This is a genomic window from Prevotella fusca JCM 17724, from assembly GCF_001262015.1.
GTDB lineage: Bacteria > Bacteroidota > Bacteroidia > Bacteroidales > Bacteroidaceae > Prevotella > Prevotella fusca.
On sequence record NZ_CP012074.1, the window covers coordinates 1238489 to 1259773 of the forward strand.

The 21285-nt window shown below is 43.5% G+C and carries 18 protein-coding genes; 9 read left to right on the forward strand and 9 right to left on the reverse strand.

Going from position 1 to position 21285, the window contains the following annotated elements; genetic code table 11:
- Positions 1 to 22: 22 nt before the first annotated feature.
- Genes ADJ77_RS05165 through ADJ77_RS05180 form a run of 4 tightly spaced genes read left to right on the forward strand, consistent with a single transcriptional unit; the run spans position 23 to position 2936 of the window.
- Positions 23 to 1048, forward strand: coding sequence for an acyltransferase family protein (locus ADJ77_RS05165; RefSeq protein WP_025077895.1), 1026 nt, complete (start codon positions 23 to 25; stop codon positions 1046 to 1048).
- Complete coding sequence (locus ADJ77_RS05170; protein WP_025077894.1) at positions 1045 to 1935, forward strand: decaprenyl-phosphate phosphoribosyltransferase; 891 nt, start codon at positions 1045 to 1047, stop codon at positions 1933 to 1935. Before ADJ77_RS05165 ends, ADJ77_RS05170 begins: the two co-directional genes overlap by 4 nt.
- A gap of 3 nt (positions 1936 to 1938) precedes the next feature.
- Positions 1939 to 2538 (forward strand): HAD family hydrolase, encoded by a 600-nt coding sequence (locus ADJ77_RS05175; protein ID WP_025077893.1) that lies wholly within the window; start codon positions 1939 to 1941, stop codon positions 2536 to 2538.
- A gap of 8 nt (positions 2539 to 2546) precedes the next feature.
- Positions 2547 to 2936, forward strand: coding sequence for a GtrA family protein (locus ADJ77_RS05180; RefSeq protein ID WP_025077892.1), 390 nt, complete (start codon positions 2547 to 2549; stop codon positions 2934 to 2936).
- A 252-nt stretch (positions 2937 to 3188) separates the two neighbouring features.
- Here the strand turns inward: ADJ77_RS05180 and ADJ77_RS05185 are convergent, their stop codons facing one another.
- The 7 genes from ADJ77_RS05185 to ADJ77_RS05215 all read right to left on the reverse strand — a co-directional run bounded on the left by ADJ77_RS05185 (position 3189) and on the right by ADJ77_RS05215 (position 11331).
- Positions 3189 to 3722: a hypothetical protein gene (locus ADJ77_RS05185; RefSeq protein WP_025077891.1), complete on the reverse strand. Its 534-nt coding sequence runs from the start codon at positions 3720 to 3722 to the stop codon at positions 3189 to 3191.
- 46 nt (positions 3723 to 3768) lie between these two features.
- Entirely contained in the window at positions 3769 to 4833 is a 1065-nt protein-coding gene (locus ADJ77_RS05190) for a Gfo/Idh/MocA family protein (RefSeq protein WP_025077890.1), read from the reverse strand.
- A gap of 7 nt (positions 4834 to 4840) precedes the next feature.
- Complete coding sequence (locus tag ADJ77_RS05195) at positions 4841 to 5908, reverse strand: radical SAM/SPASM domain-containing protein (RefSeq protein WP_025077889.1); 1068 nt, start codon at positions 5906 to 5908, stop codon at positions 4841 to 4843.
- A 519-nt stretch (positions 5909 to 6427) separates the two neighbouring features.
- Complete coding sequence (locus ADJ77_RS05200; protein WP_042740843.1) at positions 6428 to 8125, reverse strand: sigma-70 family RNA polymerase sigma factor; 1698 nt, start codon at positions 8123 to 8125, stop codon at positions 6428 to 6430.
- A gap of 346 nt (positions 8126 to 8471) precedes the next feature.
- Complete coding sequence (locus ADJ77_RS05205) at positions 8472 to 9521, reverse strand: NAD-dependent epimerase/dehydratase family protein (RefSeq protein ID WP_025077887.1); 1050 nt, start codon at positions 9519 to 9521, stop codon at positions 8472 to 8474.
- Between the two features lie 89 nt (positions 9522 to 9610).
- Entirely contained in the window at positions 9611 to 10345 is a 735-nt protein-coding gene (locus ADJ77_RS05210; protein ID WP_025077886.1) for an IspD/TarI family cytidylyltransferase, read from the reverse strand.
- A gap of 155 nt (positions 10346 to 10500) precedes the next feature.
- A complete protein-coding gene (locus tag ADJ77_RS05215; protein WP_025077885.1) occupies positions 10501 to 11331 on the reverse strand; it encodes a LicD family protein in 831 nt (276 codons plus the stop codon).
- Positions 11332 to 11667: 336 nt separating this feature from the next.
- Between ADJ77_RS05215 and ADJ77_RS05220 the strand changes: the two genes are divergently transcribed.
- The 4 genes from ADJ77_RS05220 (at position 11668) to ADJ77_RS05235 (ending at position 15330) form a co-directional block, all read left to right on the forward strand.
- Positions 11668 to 12150 carry a hypothetical protein gene (locus ADJ77_RS05220; protein WP_050696101.1) on the forward strand — a complete coding sequence of 161 codons (483 nt, stop codon included), beginning with the start codon at positions 11668 to 11670 and terminating at the stop codon, positions 12148 to 12150.
- A 267-nt stretch (positions 12151 to 12417) separates the two neighbouring features.
- Positions 12418 to 13860, forward strand: a complete 1443-nt coding sequence (locus ADJ77_RS05225) for a lipopolysaccharide biosynthesis protein (protein WP_025077883.1) — start codon at positions 12418 to 12420, stop codon at positions 13858 to 13860.
- 60 nt (positions 13861 to 13920) lie between these two features.
- Positions 13921 to 14484 carry a serine acetyltransferase gene (locus tag ADJ77_RS05230; RefSeq protein ID WP_025077882.1) on the forward strand — a complete coding sequence of 188 codons (564 nt, stop codon included), beginning with the start codon at positions 13921 to 13923 and terminating at the stop codon, positions 14482 to 14484.
- A gap of 18 nt (positions 14485 to 14502) precedes the next feature.
- Positions 14503 to 15330 carry a glycosyltransferase family 2 protein gene (locus ADJ77_RS05235; RefSeq protein ID WP_244148534.1) on the forward strand — a complete coding sequence of 276 codons (828 nt, stop codon included), beginning with the start codon at positions 14503 to 14505 and terminating at the stop codon, positions 15328 to 15330.
- A gap of 170 nt (positions 15331 to 15500) precedes the next feature.
- Here ADJ77_RS05235 and ADJ77_RS05240 read toward each other — a convergent pair whose 3' ends face one another.
- On the reverse strand, positions 15501 to 16865 hold the full coding sequence (locus tag ADJ77_RS05240; RefSeq protein ID WP_025077881.1) for a DUF6080 domain-containing protein: 1365 nt from the start codon (positions 16863 to 16865) through the stop codon (positions 15501 to 15503).
- A gap of 9 nt (positions 16866 to 16874) precedes the next feature.
- Positions 16875 to 18227, reverse strand: a complete 1353-nt coding sequence (locus tag ADJ77_RS05245; protein ID WP_025077880.1) for a DUF6080 domain-containing protein — start codon at positions 18225 to 18227, stop codon at positions 16875 to 16877.
- A 314-nt stretch (positions 18228 to 18541) separates the two neighbouring features.
- Here ADJ77_RS05245 and ADJ77_RS05250 point away from each other — a divergent pair, with 314 nt between their 5' ends.
- Entirely contained in the window at positions 18542 to 21184 is a 2643-nt protein-coding gene (locus ADJ77_RS05250) for a DUF2339 domain-containing protein (RefSeq protein WP_050696102.1), read from the forward strand.
- The last annotated feature ends 101 nt before the right edge of the window (positions 21185 to 21285 follow it).

Consider the following 21285-nt stretch of genomic DNA (forward strand, 5'->3'; position numbering starts at 1 on the left):
ACACGATTTCATCGAAAAAACAATGAAGATAAAAGACATCGAATTAGCTAATATAAGCCGCTACCGTGGCGAGTTGATGGGAGCAGCAATGCTTTTCGTCATCCTCTTCCATGTGAGTTTGCCACGGGAAGACGCTTTCTTCGGATTGAGGAGAATGGGCAACATTGGTGTTGATATCTTCCTTTTCCTAAGCGGTATAGGACTGTGGTTCTCCTGGACTAAGCACCCTTCCCTGCGACACTTCTACCTGCGACGCTTCTTGCGCATCTATCCTGCATGGCTTCTTATTGCCTGTCTGTATTATATCCCCGACTTCCTCTGCCTCGACATCACAAAACATCAAGGGCACAGCACGAATATCATCGATCTCATCGGTGACATTACCATCAACTGGGACTTCTGGCTACACGACGAACTGACCTTCTGGTACATCCCTTGCATTATGTTCCTCTACGTAGTCAGCCCGTTCTATATGCGCCTCATAATCAAGCATCCCATCTACCGATGGCTACCCGTAATAATGATCATGTGGTGCATCCTCGTACAATACGTTACCCCCATTCACGCAGTGGTGGGACACTTGGAAATCTTCTGGAGCCGGATACCCATCTTCTTCATCGGAATCAACATTGCAGCAGCGGTGAAACGGAAGGAAACAATGGATGGTGCATCCATCTGGATGATATGGCTAATATTCATAATGGCACTCGCCTCAAGCATATTCCTTGAACAGGAGAAACACGGACAGTTCCCGATTTTCCTCGAACGTATGCTCTATATTCCTCTCACGGTAACAACAATTCTACTGCTGAACCGTGTCTTCCGACGCACGCCACGAACCATCAACAGTACTTTCAGACTTGTAGGAGCAATGAGCCTGGAGGCATACCTCATCCATGAACACTTTGTACTGGATTACATCGAACTGAACAACTGGACCTACTGGCCTACTTTCTTTGTGACCGCAAGCATCTCCCTGCTACTGGCATGGCTTCTGCATAATGCACTCGAACGAATAATAATCCCCATAGAGAAAAGGATAAAATGAAATACCTCCTACAACTAATCCGCCCACACCAGTGGATAAAGAATCTCATTGTTCTCCTTCCCGTCTTCTTTGGAGGAGCTTTGTTGCAGTGGGAAGCTGTTTATGCAGGACTGATTACAGCCCTGTCATTCAGCCTGGCTGCCTCATCCATCTACTGCCTCAACGACATTGTGGATATAAATGACGACCAACAGCATCCCGTGAAGTGTCACCGTCCGCTGGCATCAGGTGCCGTCAGTATCGCACAGGGCTATATTCTGATGGGAATGATGTTCGTTCTGTCGATGACTTCGACGTTTTTATTACCTGCCCACCAGACTGAAACCGCCAGCGTAATACTCTTTTACTGGCTGCTGAACATAGCCTACTGCCTCCGACTGAAGCGATATGCTATCATTGACGTGTGCATCGTTGCCTTCGGATTTGTCCTTCGGATTCTTGCCGGAGGATATGCCACTAACATCAATCTGAGCAAGTGGATTGTATTGATGACCTTCCTCCTGATGCTCTTCCTGTCCTTTGCCAAACGTCGAGATGACGTTGTAAGAATGAACGAGACAGGACATGCTCCTCGGCAGAACACCATCCGTTACAACCTCACCTTCATCAATCAGGCGATTACGATAACAGCAAGTGTTACCTTGGTGTGCTACATCATGTACACCGTAAGCCCTGAAACTATCCAGAACTTCCACACCGACCATCTTTATCTGACCAGCGTCTTCGTACTTTTAGGACTGCTGCGATATATCCAGATTTCGGTTGTCGACAAGAAGAGCGGCGACCCCACGAAGGTGATGCTACACGACCGTTTCATGCAACTCATCGTCCTGGCTTTCGGTCTGGCATTCCTTTTCATCATCTATGTACTCAAGAACATCCAATAGGAAATGAAAAAGATATATGCTTTCGACTTCGATGGTACACTGACGACCAAGGATACACTTCTCGAATTTATCCGCTTTGCAAAGGGAAGCGGGCTGATGTACGCAGGTTTTCTGCTCTTCTCTCCCCTGCTCATACTGATGAAACTGCATCTTTACCCTAACTGGAAAGCAAAACAAAAGATATTCTCATGGTTTTTCAAGGGTATGAAGATTAACGAATTTGACCTTCTTTGCCGGACTTTCGCACAACAGAACCAACATCTTCTTCGCCCTGAAGGAAAGGAAAAGGTCAGAAAAATATTAGAAGAAGATGACATCACAGTGCTGGTTATCAGTGCAAGCATAGACAACTGGGTACGCCCTTTCTTCGATGAATTCGGAGAAAACATACGGGTAATAGGAACACAGATTGAAATAAAGACCGACCGAGTTACAGGACGTTTTACCACAAAGAACTGCTACGGACAGGAAAAGGTAAACCGCCTGAAAGCACTTTACCCACAGCGTGAGACCTACGAACTGATTGCCTTTGGCGACAGCAGAGGCGACAAAGAACTGCTTGCATACGCAGACAAAGGCTTTTACAAACCTTTCAGGAACTAAAAGAAAAGATGCAGAAAAGCGAAACAAGAAACAAGGAAAAGCTCGGCGAAATCGTCCGTTTCATCATTGTGGGCACATTGGCAACAGCTATCCAATACGGCACTTACCTGTTGATGATTCTCTGGGTACAACCTCTTGGTGCCAATACCATTGCATACCTTGTCAGCTTTACATTCAACTATATTGCATCAACCCGCTACACTTTCCGCGTGAAGTCCACCACCAAACGTGGTGCAGGCTTCATCCTTTCACACATCATCAACTATGCCTTGCAGACCATCTGCCTCCATTTCTTCCTTTGGGCAGGGCTCAGCAAGCAGATAGCAATGATTCCCATGTTCGCTATCTGTGTACCTATCAACTTCCTTTTGGTGCGTTTCTTCCTGCATAAGAAGTAATATTTTTCCCATCAACAAAGCCCGTTCCCGAATTCTTTTCATGAAAAGAAATATTTATTGTCATGAAAATAAATTCTTATCTTCATGAAAATAATTCACGGTAATGTGAACTATGATATAATAAAAATTGCTAAAGGAAGAGCAATATACTTTCTTGAAAGAAGAAAACAGCCCTCTTTGGCATAAAACCCAAGAGGGACTATTCTTAAGAAAAACACTTTTGGAGGTACAAACAGTATCTATGATTTACGGTCAGCATTCTGGCAAACTCTTCCCCGAGTTGAATTTCACACTTGTCTTCTTGTTCTTCTCAATGCTAATCTGACCGTTATACATGACATACTCTTCCATACATTTCATGTCAGTTCCTGCATAATAAACCTTCAGATGATAATTACCAGATGAAAGTTTACTCATCTTGAAGTCAACATCGTAATCACAGGTGCAATCTGCCCAAGAATCGATGTTCCCATTATGATATATAATGAGTGTAATCTGATTGTCATGATTAGTTACATTTACGAAACGTTCACGTATAGCACAATTATCCTTAACATTCTCTATCTTACATTGGGCTGTCCCGTCTTTTCCCAATTCAATGCCAAGAGTTGCAGGTCTTGTGTCATACTCCTGATAGAAATCACTACGTGATTCCGTTTTCGATAAAGCAACTTTACATGCGGAGTTTGTTAGATCATAGACTTTTAGTGCATCAAGAACTACATTTTCTGATGAGCATGCTGATAATCCAATAAGACATATCAGACAATACAATACCTTTTTCATAATTACAATGGATTAAGTATGTTAATATTAAATACGTAATTACTTATTATTTATTGCTTTCATATACCGCAATTTCAGATATTAACGAATAAACATCCTTGACGCTTTCCAATCCAAGAGAGGAGTCTTCCTTGCATCGTTTTTCAACCATATCAGCAAAGGTCTTAATTTCTGAGAAGAAACCTTGAGAGACTATTTGATTATTACCCACAGTCGGAGTAAAGCTGTTTCTCCCATAGAGATTGACAACGGTAACATTGCTATGGAAGACTTTTTCCAATGGTATACCAAATACAACAGAATGTCTTGGGGTGAAATCAAGCCTTTCCATTCTATCCAACTGATACAGCCCCTTATCTGTACTGATACTTAAAAGTTCTTGTGCTTCCTGCCAGGAATAGCCTGTTGAAAGTTCCATTACGCCTGTTATGTCCTTGTGTTCTAATATCAAAAACAAGGTCTGCCCACCATCCCCACAGCTGATAGTATCTGCCATTTTCACCTTTGCTTTGCCAAAAAGAAATATCACATAATCAAGCGGATGGATGAAAAGATCGAGCAAAGCATTACCTTCTGGGTATAGTCCTGTCAAATAACGATAATGATAATGTCTTTTACCTTCCCTTTTTAATCTGTTTTGCAGTATTCGGGTCACAGGTGCAAAGCGTCTTTGTAGTCCGACTACAATATGTTTTGAACCATAAAGTTTGATGGTATCTATCAAGAGCCTAAGTTGCCTTTCATTCTCACAAGGTGGTTTTTCAACAAACAAAGACTTCTCTGCCTTGATGACCTCACTTGCTATGTGAAAATGTGAATGTGCATTGGTGGCAACAAAGATTCCCGAAACCGTATCATCATGTAAAATGTCATGTAAGGATGTTGTGCTTTTGACTCCCTTATACTTTTGAGAAATCAGTCTGGCTTTCTTTTCAGAAGTACAGCAAATGTACTTTATTGGCAATTGAAGATACTGCATGACAGGCAGCAGATTATTGACACAATGGCTGCCAAAACCAACAAGGGCATACTGTTGCGTGTAGGTTTGATTCAATTCCTTCATACTACGCATACTCTTGTACCTGTTGATGATATTATTTAAATATTCCATATTCTAATTATGCTGTTGTTTTTCTGAAGTGTCTTTTATAAGTGATATGTCTGTCATCTGTCCATTGATATTTCCCATAGAACAGTTCTATCAACCTTTTTGGCAGTATTCTTTCCAAATTTCTCAAGAGGATAATATCATACTTCCGATGATAATTTATCCAGCATTGATTACATTCTTTGGAGTATTGACACTGGACTTTACAACTTCTCCGTGAATTGAATATTTCATCAAGTGTATTTTCGTGGATGTTTCCTAAAACTATATCCAAGTTCTGGCACAAGGGAACATCACCGTTTGAATGGATAACCAACTCACTGAAAATGCTATGGCATCGAAGTTTAAGTCTACTGTTCTTCCACTCATCATAAAGAGCAACAAAGTCAAAGTTCTCATCCGTCTGATGTATGGAAGGTGGAATTTGACTGACAAAGTCTTTGTCGTTGGCTTCCATCAGTTCCTTTGTCGTGTCGAAAAAAGACATTGTGCTGTAGATTCCTATACGTATATCGACACCATATTTCTGTGCAACGCTTATCACATGTTCCATATCCTTAAACGAATTCCACGGAGAAAGGCAAAACATCAAGGATATGGGAACTGTGTCTTTACATGCCTCGATTACCTCAACGACCTTGTCATAGCCATCCCGTCCACGCATATAATGATAGGTATCCCTGTTTCCGTCAAGAGATATATACAGATGTTTAGGATGGTGTTTTTTAACAGCAGAGATAACTTTTCCTGTTGCAAGGCAATTAGACAGCAGTGTATAATTGGGATGATGTGTATCAAACCAACTCAATATCCTGTCTGCTTCGGGGTGAAGGATAAATTCTCCTCCTTCCAATCCGACCATTGTCCGTTTGGTTATACACTTGCTGTTCATTATACTGGCTATATCCTTTAAACTTAGATTCTCTATAGGTTTCTTCCAAATGGAACAGTGTTTGCAACGAGACTGGCAGTTTGTAGTAGAATATATCATCAGAGAAGTGAGTTCCTTATGCTGCCTGCGTACCATATTGTTTACAAATACCATTCCATTATGGATGTAGTCATAAATACTGTACATTCTTTTGGGTTTAACTTTTTACTATTAAGAACCAAAAAATGTAAAAAGACTGCATGACGTTAATGATTTTTCCTTCTCGGTTAGTCCATCTTCAGATTTAGGAAAAGTACAGGCGTTACTTATATTCCATTAAACACCTTATTCTTATATATAGAGTTATACTTTCAGAAAGTTAGTCTATCTGTAAAAAGAGTTTCTACATAAACAAAAGACATATCATAAACTCGTTTTTATCATCCATATATAGACTTGAAAGACTATGGACAGGAATACCATTTCGGATGAATACAAAAGTTTCTTCTTCCTTAATCTCTGAAAAAAGCTGTTTTGCAGTTTATTCTTATCAGGTAATCCAAGGAAAACAAATGCCCTATAAAACAATCCTATATGTCTCCTAAGAGAAATTAGATTGTTTTACAGGACATTACCAAGCGTATACCCAGGGATATTGATTTCTGCATTTTAACGGAAACAACTCCCTTGACATTTCCGGATTATCAGCTTACTATCAGTTATAACTTACCAGGTAAGACGCAATCCAAATGGGACTGTTATAATGAACGGATGTTCTGTACGATAAGTTTCAAGTCCGCTACCATTCCCAAAGTAATAGAACATATTTGGTTCTATATACAAGCTGAACGGTTTAAACACCTTATACTGAACACCAACACCTAAATTCACTGACCATTGTTGACGTGTCTTGATGTGTTCCCTTAACATAAACGACGAATCAGATGTAATAATATAATTCTTTTCAAGCGAGTTATGAACAGGCATTTCAAATGTAACTCCGCCTGTTGTATATGCATTGAAACGTCCCTTACCCCATACACGATAGGTTAACCGTAATGGAACACCCACATAATCTATCTTTTGAGTCTTCTGCAGTTTTGTATTTCCATGTTCGCTTTTAAATTCAGATTTCAACCTGGTATAGGTTATACCAGTTCCGAATGTCCAACGAGAATTCAACTGCTTGTTTATAGAAAGGCTGAATGTTCTTGGACGATCATGGTTCGCCACTTCTCTCAATGGACTGTTACCATCTGCCGAATGTTCACGGATCATCAAGGACATCCGTGCCCTTTCAACAGAATCCATCAGACTGTTATTTCGTGCATAATATTCCTCTAAGTCTGACCATGTGTACAGCTTTGCAGTTGCCCCGCCATTGGCATAATCAATTACAGACAGATAGTTAAGATTTGGAATAGAACCATTTGCTTCAGCATTCGATGAATAACCGAAGTTAAAAGTCCATGGATACTTTTTCTTATGCCTTGTATTGAAATTACCATCTCCCCCTAGAACCATTAACTTACCTTGCGGAACTTGTGGAAGATCAAGCAAGCTGTCTTCAATGGTAAAACCTTTAGTCATACACTTATGTAATGAGTCCACATAGGATGGTACTGTTACCTTCTCAGGAACAATGCTATCTGTCCTGATTTGTGAAGTAAGTTTTTCCTCAGAAACAGTTGGAAAAGTTGGAACACTGCCATAATAACCTTTGCTGTTTAAGGGCTCAGAATACTTAGACTTTCCTTTCCTTGCTTTCTCTGCTTTACACTGAACACGTTTTGTCTGTCTCTTCTGGCTCGTCAAGGCTGTCGATTTGTTATTGGAAGTCCCAATATTCCTATCTCTTGTCGCAAAATAAATATATACTGGTATCAAGACAGGTAACAAGAACAGTGCCCAATAGTTGGCAAGTAGTTCACGTAGCATCTTCTTTGCTCGGGACAGCTGGGAAGAAGAACTGTGGGCATTAATCCCAAGCATTGCTCCTATTTCCTTGTGGGACAGACCGTCCAGCACTGAGAGCTTAAACACTTCCCGGTATCCCTCAGGTAATGATTCTAATGCTGACAACAACATCTGCAGCTCTACGCTCTTCTTGTCTTCACCCTCTATATCGGCAGGTTCTATTGTCAAATAGGACAATGGAATATCTGCTTTCCCTGCACTTTGCAGATACCTCAAAGTAAGGTTTCTTACTATTGTTATCATCCACCCCTCCACTTTCGAGTTGTCTTTCAGCGTTTTTATGGAGGTGAAAATGATGATAAAAGCGTCATGCAGAATATCTTCTGCAATACTTTCATCTGCTACATAGTGCCGGCATATCTTCATCAACCTGTTGGAATATGCCTTATATAATTCTCCGAGAGCATCCTGTTCTCCCTGCTTGCATGCGTCTATATCTATGTTCATGGATATATTTTTCCTTTTTATTAAAAGGAGCAGACTATGCTTGAAATACTGCATGAGGGTGGGAGTTTTTTTAAACAAAGAAAGAAAAAAATAATTAAGACACTTGTTTTAATGAAAAAACACCATCAACATATGAATTATAGTGCTTCTACGTTTGCCGCTTCGACTATCTTTCATATAGTAACGGTAACATATCTTCTTTCTTACTACAGGCTCTCATATTGTTTAACATGATATGGTAAACATCACAACATAGAAGAAGTGATGTTTTGGAAAGTATGACCTTTTGAAAGTTCTCTACATTAACATATAAATATTACTCCTGCTTTCTCCTTGTTGAGGTGACTCATACATCATCCACTTTCATGGATTCTATCAGACGGCTGAACATTTCCTTGAGCCCGTACTCTGGCTGCCAACCTATCTGCTTAATACGCTTTGTGTCAAGGCGTAGCTTTGTTACAGGAGAATAACCCAAGCCTTCCTGCGGACATATCACAACCTTCACATTCCCAGGATTGAAACTCTCTGCCACGAACTCAGCCATATTTCGGATAGAAATATAGGTATCACTGTTGGCAACATTATACGCCTCGCCGTTCTCTCCACGCAGCAGAAGATAGAGCATTGCGGTGATAGCGTCTATCGTATAGCAATAGCAACGGCAGAGTTCGCCTGTGGTGTGCAAGATAATATCCTCGTTGTTGATGACACTCCGTGCGAACTGGGCAAAGACACGGTTATCAGTCTTGCTGACTCCCGCACCGAATGTCTGCGCAAGACGTGCTACCTTCACGGGCACTCCATACTCAGCTGCATAATTATGGCACAACGCCTCGGCCGCTCTCTTTGCCAACGGATAGCTGCTACGGGTAGCCATCGGGTCAAGATAGCCCTGCATCTGCTCGGTGAGCGGTTCCGTATCGTCGGTAACAGTACCGTAAACTTCCAGCGTCGAGGCCAAGACAAGTGATTGTACTTTCGCCTCACGTGTATATGAAAGAAGGTTCTGCATGCCCAGATATACCGTATTCATCGTCTCAACAGGCTTGTCAACAAAATCCTTTGAGGCTGTGGGAGCAGCGAAATGGAAGAGGTAATCCACCGTCCTTAGAGGCTTGAAAGGCTCCGACGATGAGAAGTCGTAGTTATAATAACTTATCTCTTCACGTTCCTCACCAAACATACCTGCTGCTTTCTGAATATTCCTTGCAACAGCTATAACATGCAGGTTGATGCCCTTCTCCGTGTACAAAGCCAAAAGGCAACGCACCATACAGGAGCCTAACAGTCCTGTTGCGCCTGTCACTGCTATCACCTTACCTTCGAGTTCCTCAGCCAGAGCAAACTTACCGACAAAGTTCTTTATGTCTTCTTTCAGTACTTTATTATCCATCATTTCAATATCATAGGAAACAACAACAGCCAGCCCCTCTCCCTTGAGAGGGCTGGGATGTTTTTTACTGTTGGTTAGTGGGTTATTGATTACAAACCGAAGATCTGCTGGTCCTCGTGCACTTTCACCATAGCACGTAACACGAAGAAGTCTGTCGGAGTGGTAATCTTGATGTTCTCCATCGGTCCTATGATTGTTCCAAGTTTGTAACCATAATGGCTCATCATCGTACAAGAGTCGATGAAATCGCCCTTTTCTTCCTCTAAGGCACGGCGATGTGCCGCCATGATATCCGACAATCGGAAACTCTGCGGTGCACGTGCAATGAGCGAATCGGCACGTGAGGGAATCTCCAACGAGCCGTCAGCCTGCTTCACAATGAGTGTTTCCGTTGCAGGAATACAGGTAATACAGCTCCCTACTTCTTCCACCTTATTGATATTATCCGTAATTGTTTCTTCCGTAATAAGCGGACGGACACCATCGTGGATGAGGACTGTAGCCTTCTCACTGTCAACACTCCGGCCACGGACGTATGCTTCGGCAGCACACAGTCCGTTGTATATAGATTCCTGTCCCGACTTTCCTCCCGGAACAACCTTCACCACCTTATTGATTTCAAACTTGCGAAGCTGTTTCTCAAGGAAGGGAATCCAGCTCTCAATGCACGCCACAACGATAGCATCTATTCCCGGATGATTGTCGAACAACTCCAAGGTATAGATAATAATCGGTTTCCCGTTGAGGTCGAGAAACTGCTTAGGGCGCGACTTTGTGTGCATCCTTAGCCCTGAGCCACCTGCAAAAATTACTGCTATGTTCATAATTGTATTTTAGGAATTAAAGGAGTTCAAGAGTTGGATGGAGACAATCCACAACTCCTACCTGCTCCCTTTAAAATATAGGGGTGTCTCATTAATAACAGGTGTATATCTGTATCCACACCCTTCCCTGCGATGGAAAGGAGCTTCTTCGCTCCTTACTTAAACACCACGTCCACCTTATGCCTGTCGCGCTTATCCCTCGGTGGCAGGTCCATATAGTTCCCGTAGGCAATACGGCAAAGCTCATCAGGGTCGGCAGGACCCTCAAAGGTATAACCCTCAAAGACTATATCCTTATGTGGCGTCATACAGCGGCGTGGGTTCTGTTCATAGAACCAGGCACCATAAGAGTGCATATAGAGGTCTGGATTGCCAAACAGCCTGCCGACAAGACGGAACATAGGGAAGACGATGTTGTGTAGAAGTTTATAGCTGGTCTGTGCCAACCGGGGGTGACGTCCTGCAAACTTCACGTTCACATTCACCGACAGCTTTGCTGCAAAACGCTGCAACCAAGGAATCATATTACCCTCGTATGGGAATATGTCCACGTGCAGACCTCTAAACTTCTGTGCTTCGTGCATCCTTCGGTCAACACTGTCATTGGCTTCATGACTGCGGTTCTCGCTTTTCAAGTCACGCAGACACGCCCACTCCTTGTAGAAGCCGGGATCCGTATCGTTGTCCTGCAGAACATATTGCGGATGTGGATGCGCTTTCAGATAATCACAGAAACGTTTGAAATCCTTATAGCTTACTACCATATCAATATCATCATCCCACGGAATAAAGCCCCCATGGCGCATTGCTCCGAGCACATTCCCCCCATCGATACGGCAGGGAACGCCTATCTTTTTGGCAGTTTCCTGCAAATAGATAGCCATATCAAGCAGCCTCAGCTGTGCTTTTCTCAGCACGGAACCATTTGGATTATATTCCTGTCGGAGACTTTCCTGCGTCTCTCCAGTGTTGAAAGTTTCAATCATCTTTCCTTTATATACTTGTTGCAAAGATAATAAAAGATTATGACTTCACCTTCTCTCTCTATAAAAACTTATGTTTTGATTTCATGATTTGAACTAATATACTTATATTTGCGGAGGCAATTAAGTTTCTACTTTATTGCTGTCTGTATGGTGTTTTGCCATCAGCACGAGTGGTGCTTGTCTTCAACACTATTGGTGTTTGCCAAGAACACCACATGTGCTGGACAACAACACGTCAGTTAAAAGCGGCAAGTGAGGTTGTTACTGTCAATATAAAACATAGTAAGACACTAACCTTATACAGGAAATGTTTACTGGATAGCATAAATTTATTTGATGATTAGAAAATTATTACGCTGCCTGTTGTGGACCGAGCTGTTATGGCTGGTGTTCAACTGCATATCACCTTGGAAGTTTTGGAGTTATGCGGACGTCATAGTTGACTGTACTTTACCTTGGGTGTTACTTTTCTTCCTTATCCAGCATATCAAGAGGAGAAGGAAGGAGGATGGTGATGCCGTTATAGGTTGTTTGCATACGGTTTTGTGGATGAGTGTTCCTTTCATTATTATAGCACAACTATTCTTTGGCAGGTTATGGCTCTTAAGGAATGATTCAACAAAGATAACGTTTGAAGACGATAAGTATCGCGTAACAATTCTTTATGCACTATTCGCAACACAGATGGATAAGATACAGATTATGGAACACTGCGGTCCATTCTATCACGAAGTATATAGCAGCGACCTCTATGATGTTGATACGGACAAATTGAAAAGTAAAGCTGCTATTGAAGACTTCCTTAAGAAACAGAAGTGATAAATATAGTGGCAGAAAAGTAACTTTACCATTCCTGAGTATATGAGATTTGGCTTTTCCAAAGAAAAGCGTTACATTTGCACGTTAGATTGTTTATGCCTATCAATGTGGGACAGAAAAAACAATATATTCCCTTTTCCACACCTGCAATGAAAAGTTTTTCACGACGAGAACTTTAGATAGCAGAAGGCAACCGACCTCCTGTTGAGACAGAAAACGCTTTGGACAGGAGATAAGAAACAGCGTATCATACAGATACAAGAGCGAATGGAAAAAGAAACACTGAAGGAGAAAACAGCCAAAGGACTCTTTTGGGGTGCATTGAACAACGGAACAATGCAGCTGCTGAATACCGTCATCGGCATCTTTCTGGCACGTCTGCTTTCACCGGCTGATTATGGTCTGGTGGGAATGCTGGCTGTATTCACGGCTATTGCAGGCGCCTTGCAGGAAAGCGGATTTACCGCAGCACTTGCCAACATGGACCATCCCACGGACAATGACTATAATTCCGTGTTCTGGTTCAGTGCCTTTATGGGCTGGATTTCATACACGGTTCTCTTCTTTTCAGCTCCCTTGATAGCTGGTTTCTTTCATCATTCAGAGCTTATCGACCTGTCACGTTTCATCTTTGCATCACTGCTGTTCTCATCACTGGGAACCACCCCTGCCGCTTACCTTTTTAAGAACATGATGGTCAGGGAAACTGCCCTGCTACGCATTACCTGCCTGTTCGTCTCGGGCGTGGTGGGTATTATATTGGCATTGAGGGGCTATGCTTACTGGAGTCTGGCTTGGCAGCAGGTACTTTACATCAGTCTTACCAGCCTGTGGCGTTTCTTCATCATCCCCTGGCGACCGTCTATACATATCGACTTCACCCCCGTAAGAAAGATGTTCTCTTTCAGTTACAAGATTCTTGTAACGACGATTGTCAATACTATCAGTCAGAATATTCTTACCTTCATCTTCGGTCGTTTGTATTCCGCAAAGGCTGTGGGCAACTTCTCTCAGGCGTTCAAGTGGGACACGATGGCAAGTACCTTCGTGTCTGGCACTGTATCGCAGGTGGCACAACCAGTGCTTGTCGAGGTGAACAACGACCCTGAAAGACAGGTGAATGTCTTTCGTAAAATGCTCCGTTTTACGGCTTTCCTGGTTTTTCCGGCTATGTTTGGATTAGCGATGATAGCGCACGAATTCATCATTCTGCTTATATCAGATAAATGGATTGAGAGTATTCCTTTACTGCGTATCCTCTGTGTCAGCGGAGCCTTCCTGCCGTTCTATACGATGTATCAGAATCTGATTATCAGCCGTGGAAAGTCTGTGGTCTATATGTGGTGTACGGTAGCTTTAATCATTGCACAGATAGCCTTTGTCGTTGCTTCTTACCAACAGGGAGTAGAGTTTATGGTAAGTGCCTACACGGTCGTAACAGTCTTGTGGCTCTTTGTGTGGCAGTTCTTTGCCGGAAGGGAGACTGGCTTGCGGCTTATAGATGTGCTGAAGGACATCAGTCCTTACCTCGTGGCATCGGTGGCGGTGATGCTTGTGACCTATTTTATTACCTCTGTTATTCATAACCTCCTGTTTCTGCTTGTAATCAGAATCGTTATAGCAGCTGTGCTTTACTTCCTCATCATGAAGTGGGCAGGTTCACAGATACTCGTGGAGTGCATGAACTATGTGCGCCGACGCAAGCGATAGCAGGGAAAGAGAGTTTGGGATTTTAAGGAATAAGTTGTACATTTGCATAAAAAAGAGAAGATGAACCCATTTGTTCAAGGCGTAATACTCACCGCATCCTCGCTGAGGCTGATACCGCACATCCTGCTTTACAAGCTGCACAGCGAGCTGATTGATGATGACCTTCTGCAAGTGCAGGACCGTAAGCGAGGGGTGTGTAACTTCGTGAAAGTGATGACCCGTGAGCGTACCTTCCGTAACCTGTTCTATTACAGGATAGGAGAATACAAGGCAACGCTCATCAAATGGCTGTGTCCCGGTGAACGGACATTGAACATCTGGTGCCCTTCCATCGGGAAAGGTGCCCACTTTGAACATAATTACGCAACCTATCTGAATGCCGAAAGTATCGGTAAGAATTTCTATTGTCTTCAGCTTGTAACCTTAGGAACAGGGCACCATGAGGGACGGGAAGGGCGACCTGTGATAGGCGATAACGTAAAGATAATGACAGGAGCAACGGTCTTCGGTCCTATCCGTATAGGCAACAACGTTACGATAGGGGCTGGAGCTGTAGTCTTTAAGGATGTCCCCGACGGCTGTACCGTGGTTGGTAACCCTGCCCGAATAGTAAAACAAGCATAAGCGGAGACCATAATAACAATGATGATGGAATATCCAAAGATAACAGTTGTGACACCGTCCTACAATCAAGGACAGTTCATAGAAGCGACATTGAAGTCAGTAATCGGACAGCAATATCCTAACCTGGAGTACATTGTCTGTGATGGTGGATCTACCGATGAAACCGTGGAAATATTGAAAAAGTACACAGATAAGATTACTTGGTGGTGCAGTGAGAAGGACAAGGGACAAAGCGATGCCATCAACAAGGGTATGCGCAGGGCTACAGGCGACATTGTCTGCTGGATCAACAGTGATGATGTACTACTGCCGGGAACACTGCACACGGTTGCAAAGTTCTATCGTGACCATCCTGATACAGACTTCGCCAATGGCTATACGGTCGAGATGGACAAGGAAGGGAAGATTATCAACTTCACGCATATCGTGATGAATCACTTTTTCTTCCGCCACGGTTGTTATAATATCTCACAGCCGGGAATGTTCTGGAGACGTGAGATTTTCGATAAAATCGGCTATATTGATGAGTCTTTCCACGCCAAGATGGATGTGGAATGGCTGATAAGAGTGTACGAAGCAGGACTGAAAGTAAGACGGATCAATCGCAACCTTGGTGCCATTCGTATCTATCCAGAGACCAAGACAGCACAAGGTGGTACCATCTGGAAGCGTGACACAGACGCACTTCGTGAGATGTACCACGGCAAGTACCTGCCTGAAAACGGTCGGTTTTATCGACCTTTCTTCAAGCTCTTCAAGCTCTTGGATGGCTGTAAGTTCCGTAACGCAATCAGGAAATGGCAGTATTGTGGCAAGCCTGTCACGGATTATAAAGAGAATCTCTGACAATCCTTGCTTCAGACTTAACAGACGGGAAAAGGACGGGAAATCCTTGCGCAGAAGAGAAGTTGTCTCCGAACAGGATTCACCAGACCCTCCAGACGCTTTCAAACAAGCGTTTACAAGATTTCAGACATACAAAAAACGACTTCCTCACAGCGTAAGGAAGTCGTTTTTTATTGTGGTGCTACGAAGCCTCGGAGCATGAAAGGAATGATAAGACTAAGGTTATAAGCCATCGAGCCAATGGTAAGGAGTGCCACAAGCAGCCTTACTCCTATCATTGCCTGTCGCTTTCTTATACGCTTGAAAAGGAAGGCTACGGCAATAGGGATGACGAACAACCAGTGTGCTCCCATAATATACACCTCGATAATTCCAAAACCAAGAACAATATGGAGCACTATATCCGTAGCAAACCACAGCAGACATAACCGCAGGAACTTATCCCTCCAACCCACGATGATTCCACCTAAAAACAGCAGAAAGACAAGTAATTCAGCGATGTAATTGAACACACTGCTGTATCTGACTATAATAGGACGCGATTTGTTTACGTCCTCCAACACGTGTTTCTGATGTAACTGTATGCTCTCCCCGAAGAGGTTTTCAACGATTGCATCGGTCCTGGAGCTCGAAAGGTCAGTCCATTCAAAGAACCTATTATCAGCCACCTGCGTCCCGGTACGGCTCTTCATAAACTCGTGTTGCTTCTCATACTTGGCAGCAAACTTACGGTCTTTCTTTAACTTCTTCTCCTTCACCTTTGCCTGTAGCTTGACATCCGGCTCAACAAAGGTTGTCTGCTGGTACGCATAAATGGCAAACAATGCACCAAGGGGGAGGATGAAGCCCAGGAAGAGGTGCTTGATACGGAAGGTACGTTTGCCATTAACGAACAAATCGGCTAATCCTATCTTTGCAATATTGGTAAAGGTAATACCCGTTGCGAAGAACGTCAAGAGCATGGTCTGCCATGCTTTCATGCGCCCTTTTTCCCGTTTCATCGCTTTTCCGGCAATATACAACGTCATTGTCAGGAAGAAAAGCGAGAAGACAAAGTGGTCGGGAACAAAGCAGGTGAGCAGGATGGAGGCAAAAGAAAAGAAGAATACGGTAAGCAAAACAGCGTCTTTCCTCGATAAATCCAGCACTTCTTTGAATATCCTATAGATGAAAAGACTACTGTAGGTAGACGCTATTACATTCAGAAAAGCCTCGATGAAAACGGCAAAATTCGCACCCGTCTCGTCCATCAGCCAGTGGTTGACGTAATAGAATGGATAGAAGAAGGTGGGCAGCAGCGGATGGCGATAGAGCTGATAATAGATCTTCCAGCGTGACATCGTCATATATGACAGATTGTCAAAGCCTGACACCGTATAATGATCGAAGAATAATCCCCAGAAGCCAAAGTTTCCGCCTTTCGTAAACAGGCGGAAGTTATAGGCTACCATAAGCCCGTTCAAGGCTATGAAAGCAATGACAGCCACCAGACAAAAAAGTCTTTCACCCCGTTTGATTGCAAAGATATTCCGCATAACTCCCTCTTATAAGTTCAGTAGATAGTAAGCCGTCTGTCCGCCGTTGTATATCCAGAGGTAGATGGTAAGTACCAGCAGCAGACCACGCAGCAGCCGTCGGGGTTTATGCGACAGTCCTTTCAGAAGATAACCACAGGCTATCGGGATGATGAATGCCCATCCCGCTGTCATGATATACACTTCAGTAATACCAAAGCCAAGAATAAGATGAAGGGTTACATCACATGCAAACCATGCCAACAGCATCTGGAAGAACCGCCTCCGACGACCGAGCAGGATGCCAAGGATGAACAACAGGACGATAACTGCCTCGACAACATAGTTTACTATCCAGCTGTAAGACACGAAAACAGGGCGGTTCCATGACACGTCCTTCAGCAGATAACGCTGGTGCAGCTGGATGGATTCGCCAAAGAAATTCTCTACCAGCGTAGTTGTACGTGGTGTAGAAACATCCAGCCATCTTGTAATTGCTCCTTGTCCTACCGGCTGTCCCAAATGGCTTCTTTGCCAGGCATTGCGTTTCCTGTAGTGTTCAGCAACGCCCTTAGGGTCCTTCTCACGTTTGATTTTCTCAATTTTATGGATGACAGCCTTCTGAGGAACTTCCAGAAGATAGTACTGCGACTGCTGGATTCCTACGAGCAGGAGGACAGGAAGAACAACACCTATGGTGATGTACTTCCACGTAAAGAACTTCCTTCCGTTTGTGAAAAGACCTGCGAGAAGCGTCTTGACACCGTTTGACGTAGCCATACCAGCCGTGAAGAATGTCAGGACAAGCGACTGCCAAGCCGTCAGCATCTGTCCTTTCCTTATCTTCTTGCCGGTGATATACAGCGTCATGGAGAGGAGCATCAGTGAAATGATGAAGTGGTCAGGCACCATCGAAGGTATCAGTATATGTCCGAATGAGAAAAGGAAAAGTGTAAGAATGGTGGAATCCGATTGTTTCAATCCCAGTATCTCACGAAATATCCTATACATGAACAACACTGCATAAAAAGCAGAGAAGATGATGATTACAGCCATGAAATACACGGCAAAGTTATATCCGAACACTTGTATGAGCCAGTGGTTCAACAGGTAGAGCGGATAAAGGAAGGTAAGGTAAAGCGGATGACGTGTAGTAACGAAATGGATACGCATCCCGGAGATGGTTATCCATGACCAGTTATCATAACCCGACATACGGAAGTTCTTGGTAAAGAGACTCCAGAAACCATTGTGTGCTCCCATCGTATAAACGTGGTAATGACTGGCAATGACCAGGGCATTGAACATGACGAAGACTGCAAACATGGCGAGTGCCAGCCAGCGTTCCTCTTTCTTCACCTTGAATATATTGAATATGTGCATTGAACGGCTTTGAATTAGTGGCTGCAAAGATACGAATTAAAGCAGACTAAACAAAGGAATAACAAGAAGAAGTCGCTTTGCACGTATCTTGCAGGCAACCGGAAACTAATTCTTTTCATGAAAAAAAGAATTTCTTTTCATGACAATAAATATTTCTTTTCATGAAGAAAAATATTTCTTTTCATGAAAAGAATTCGGGAACTGCCCCTTTCTACTGTATAAAAAACAATAACAGAAATGAATTTTATTGGTTAAAATTCGTCTTACTCATGCTAAATTACTAATTTTACAACCAAAACAAAATCTTTACGCTTATGGAATTCGAATTCTTAACCTTTTTAGGTCTCTTACTGTTTGGAGCACCACTGGTTGTTTTTATCATTCTCATCACCAAAATGAGCAGCATGAACAATGCGCTTGAAAATATCAGTTTTGACATATCAACGCTGCAGACGATGATTGAGAAGATGCAACAGGAAGGCATCAAGCAGACAGCACAAACAACAGAAACAAAGCCAAAGGACGACCTGGAAAAGGCTGAAGAGCAGGGTACTGAAGCTCCGAAGGAAGAGCCAGACACCCTTGGCTGTAGTAATCCTTACTGGTGGCAAGAGCCTGTGAAAATCGAAACAGAGATTGTCAACGAGACCGAAACGACAGAAAACAAAACAGAAGACATACAGATGGAAGCTGTTGAGACACCTGAGAATGTTGAGGTTCCTGAGCCTATGGAAGTACCGGAAACAACTGAGACAGTCGTGACACAGAACGAAGATGTCAGACCTTCTACTGTGGAGATACCTGTCATGGACACGGAAGAAAAGAGCCCTGAAACGGAAGAAGAAGAACCAGAAGCCGTTGAAGAACCTGTCGAAGAGAAGGAGGAAGAGCCGGCTATGACTATGGAAGAAGAACCAGAAATGGAGACGGAAGAAGAATATACTGTCTCGGAAACGAACTATGAGAAATATATCGGCGAGAACCTCTTCGGAAAAATCGGTATTCTTATTTTCATCATCGGTATCGGTTTCTTCGTGAAATACGCTATCGACCAGAACTGGATCAACGAGACTGCACGCACGATGTTGGGCTATGCCGTCGGAGCCGGTATGCTTGTACTGGCAGAACGACTGCATAAGCGTTATCACACCTTCAGTTCGCTGCTGGCAGGCGGTGCCTTCGGTATCTACTATCTCATTACGGCAATCGCCTTCCATTACTATGACCTGTTCTCGCAGACAACGGCATTCGCTATCCTATGTGCCACGACAATCTTCATGACTGTCGTCTCCATCCTGTACGACAGGAAGGAACTGGCGGTTACAGCACTCATCGGCGGCTTCATTGCACCTTTCATCATCAGCACCGACTCTGACAGTATCATTGCCTTGCAGACCTACATCAGCATTCTGAACATCGGCATGTTCTGCCTTGCTATGTACAAGAAATGGGGAATACTGCCTGTCATTTCCTTCTGTTTCACATACATTATCTTGTGGTGGGCACTGGTGACAACTTCTTTCATTTACAATGATACAACGACATCATACGAAGCCCTATTTGCTTTTGCAACACTGTTCTACATCATCTTCCTATTGCCTGTGGTCTTCATTCTGCGGACAAAGTGCAGCGATAATATGAGAAGCGGACTGTTAACTATCATCACTGCCAACAGCTTTATGTATCTGGCGTATGGTAATTACGTGGCACAACACTGCGAATCAACGTTCTACAAGGGTGGTTTCGTTGCCTTCCTCATTGCCGGTGTCAACCTGGCAATCCACCTCTACCTGCGCTTCCGTGTCGAAGGACAGAACACCCTGCGCAACCTTATGCTGGCTCTTGCAATTGCATTCCTATCTATCGGCATCCCGATGCAGTTCGATACGGACAATATCCTCATGATATGGGCAGCTGAGGCAGTGCTCCTTCTGTGGCTCTTCACCAAGGAAAAGAGCAGGATATATGAATTTGGATTCATCATTCTTTCCTTCCTTACGTTCGCCACACTGTTGTATTACAGGTTTACGGTTATGATAACCGGCCATTCCGGCGACAGCTTATTCTTCAATGAAAACTTCTTTGTGAATATGTTTGTAAGTGTTGCATGCTTTGCAACAGCCATCATCATGGAATACAACAAGGAGCTGTTCAGCGATTCCAAGAGTATGACCAACTATTCCCCTTGCAATGTTATTGCATACATTTTGGGCTTCATCATCCTGTTCCTTGCATTCTGGGATGATTTCCACGCCCATCTCGAACAGCTGAGAGCTGACTATGCTTCCCTGCTCATGGCAAACGTCATACTTTTGGGTGGTGCACTTGCCCTGTGCAAACGCTTTGAAATATACAAATACAAGACTGCATACGACATCAGCATCTACCTCGCTACAGGTTTATATGCCATAGCAGTATGGAATCTGAACACTCCGGATGAACTCACGCTTCGGTGGGCTATGACCCTTGTAACGATTATCTATATTACATACAGTATGCGAGGTCTGCTCCTTGCAGGACTTAACCAAACCATTTCAAATGATGTCCTGGCGGATGAAAATGCGCAGGAAGGCACCTCTGCAAAACCTGCCAACAAGCAACAGCACACCGAGTTTGCCATCATTTCCACACTGGTATGGATCACGGTGACACGTCTGTTGATGCTGACCTTCAACATCTATGACTTCACCACAGCCTTCTCACTCTCGTTGGGTGTTGCCGCTTTCATCCTGATGTGTATCGGCATGCGCTACCACAGCAAGCAAGTACGCCTCGTCAGTCTGGCAGAATTCGGTATCATCATTGGTAAACTCGTTCTGAATGACGTGTGGGCAATGTCAGCACTTGGCAAGATTATCGTCTTCATCAGCCTCGGTGCCATCCTCCTTACGCTCTCTTTCCTCTATCAGAAACTAAAGGATGCGCTTTTTGAGGAGGAGGAGAAAGAACAGGAGTAGGCTTCGGTTCAGACCTTTAACATAAGACAAAGCACCCTCATCCGCCCGGGAATTCATTATCATCCAGGACTGATGAGGGTGCTTGTATTGATATTGTACGA